Here is a 2,584-nt window from a genome sequence, read left to right as displayed (position 1 = left end):
TTGAAGATTCGCTTGAGTTGCAATATCTCTGTTTCAGATAAAGCAGTACGATCTTCAAGTAACAAATCTCTTAGACGTTCCGCTCTTCGCTCAAATACGGCAATTTCACTTATACCATCGAGAACATATCGAAGTTGAGTATCATTGCGCTCTTGGTAATTTATTTGTTCTTCAACTCGTTCGTATGCCTGACTTTTGCCTTTGCTAGAACTTGCAACAAGAGAATAGGTTGGTTTTGTTACAGTTTGAATATAGCTTTTAGGACTGGTTTGAACATCTAAAGTTATCATTTGAAAAACTCCCGCGATCGATCTGTAATGCTATTAAAAAACACATCATTCTTGAATGGTCGTAAGTTATCAACAAAAATAGATTCTATAGAACTATTTTGGGGATCGAGGTCTACATCCTGAAAAACTTCGACATCAAAAATCAAGGGTATAAACGTTGAATCACTATTGCTATTTTCGACTACTTCATTACCAACTGTCTGATTCACAATCGCCTTAGAAGGCTCATAGTTATTGCAGGCAAGAGCTACTTGCATAAAATAGCCTGAGATTGTCATTGACAAGTCATCAGAAACTTCTGGGAAAACTTTAATATAATCCTGTAGTTTGATGGGTTTTTTATTAAAAGGGATGGCGATCCGATTCAGATAGCGCAAACTGAGTCTTTTAACTTGCTTTACTGAAGTTATCTCAATGTATTTTCTCCAAAACTCATTCGCTTCCTTGTAAAATATATCCCATGTTTCATAAGGCGGCAACTTACTAAAAGAAAAACTGTCTATATTAGCTTGGATAACTCTAGAATTATCATTGGAAGATAAAATATATCCTTCCAGATTATTACTAACTAAAGAAGTTATATTATCTGGCTCATCCAAATTAAATGATATATCATTTTTTAAAAATCTTTTTTCTTTTTTATCAAAAATGGGGAATTTTTCTGTAATATATTTTGCATAATCATTCAACGTCTCACGCTCAAAGTCACCATCACGCTCGACAACTAAATGAAATATAGCTTCAACAATCGGTGGATTAGAGAATGTCATTTTTCATCTATGAGAAACCGTTTAAACCTAAGAATAGAACGCATCTACTATTTTTAAGGTGTAGAGCAGCTTTGTGATTGATAGTGCATATTAATAATGGATGAAAGCCCTATCTAAAAGGACATCCAATAGCTTGGGTATACTATTGTGCTGCGATATTGACTATGTATGCTCATAAAATACAGATACCTTAACAAATTATTCAGCCTAATTCAATTTTACACGCAGCCGAAAGGATTGAGAAGCAATCCGTACTGAATTAATTGAGTGATATCAGTCATGTCTTTAGTAATTATGCCCATTACCGATCCAATAGGTATCATGCTATGGGGCTGAGATGCCAATCGGTTACAATCTCAATCGCCCAATAATACCCGAATTGCCCGTAAAGCGCGGTGACGATCGCCATTACTCACTTTAGCAAACCAGTAATGCGCCTCCTCATTACTCATCGCCATTACCCCCGCTGTAATATTGGCAATCCGTTCTAACTTCGATAAGGGTTGGAGAGCTTGAAATAGTAACGCCAAATTGACACCCGACAACTCAGTCAGAACATAGGCGTTTTGGCGGGAATGTTTTAATGTCTTGGGGTCGTAGTTATTAACCTTGAGACAGTCATACACCGCTTGCCGTGCTTGTACCAAAGATTGCCCCTTCAGCCGTCCAACTCGCTTGGCAGCGGGGCGACGTTTTTCTCCCGCTTGCTTATAGGCGCATTGATATAGCTCCAGCGCAAAATTATTATTGTCGATCGGGACAACCCGCAGTTGAAACTCTTGCACGACAGACTCTCCAGGTAACGTTTCTATTCTCTCCCCTTCCCGTCCTTTGGTCTAGGGGAATGCAAGAAAATTTAAGCCTAATTTGGACTTAGACAGGCAAGATGCCTGTCTCACAGTTTCTTGTGGGACAGGCATCTTGCCTGTCATCCACATCCTCAGTCATAAACTACCGTCACCGCTAGATGTCCCCGTTCGATCGGATTTCTGCCCAGTGTCTGCTCGATCGATTGCATTTCCGTCCCTTCTGGTAAAACTGGAGTAGCAAAATTTAGCCGCATTTTCAGCGAAACCTCCGCCCGCATCTCTGGATCGGTCAAAAAGGTATTCACCGAACTAGAAAAGGTTTGGAAGCCCTTAATCTCCCCCTGATATTCCAGGCGCAGAAACCGCTTGCCAGTTTGAACAGTGACTAATTGGTCGATTTCGATCGGGAAGCGCATCAATAGGGGTAAGGCAGTAGTCAGCTTGCGATAGTCTACAATCTCGGAAACTGTTAACTCCAAACTCTCAACGGCGGCAATTTTGCGATCGTGGACTCGATCGCGCCACTCATTGAAAATACTATTCAAACTACCCACTGGTAGCTCCACAGGGTTAATTTTGACCGCATAGACACCCAATTGAGTTGCCACGAGAGGATCGCCGATTTCCCCATCACTGCTATAGGAAGTCCACTGTACTGCCTTAGCTTCCTGAGATAGCACCTCCCCATCGCCATAATCAACCACCAGTTTAAATA

The 2,584-nt window shown here is 40.7% G+C and carries 3 protein-coding genes and 1 pseudogene; all 4 read right to left on the bottom strand.

Annotation, left to right across the window (positions count from 1 at the left end):
- Positions 1-290, bottom strand: a 290-nt coding sequence (locus RMO55_RS11225) for a hypothetical protein (protein WP_310426573.1), incomplete at its 3' end; no start/stop codon positions are given.
- Entirely contained in the window at positions 287-1,060 is a 774-nt protein-coding gene (locus tag RMO55_RS11220; RefSeq protein WP_310426571.1) for a TIGR04255 family protein, read from the bottom strand. The genes RMO55_RS11225 and RMO55_RS11220, both read right to left, overlap by 4 nt.
- Positions 1,061-1,416: 356 nt before the next feature.
- Positions 1,417-1,845 (bottom strand): hypothetical protein, encoded by a 429-nt coding sequence (locus RMO55_RS11215; RefSeq protein ID WP_310426569.1) that lies wholly within the window; start codon positions 1,843-1,845, stop codon positions 1,417-1,419.
- A gap of 155 nt (positions 1,846-2,000) precedes the next feature.
- Positions 2,001-2,584 (bottom strand): annotated as a pseudogene (locus RMO55_RS11210) (AAA family ATPase); the annotation flags it as partial.

It is taken from the genome of Chamaesiphon sp. VAR_48_metabat_135_sub (assembly GCF_031418915.1).
GTDB lineage: Bacteria > Cyanobacteriota > Cyanobacteriia > Cyanobacteriales > Chamaesiphonaceae > Chamaesiphon.
This window is presented reverse-complemented; position numbering and strand designations above follow the sequence as displayed.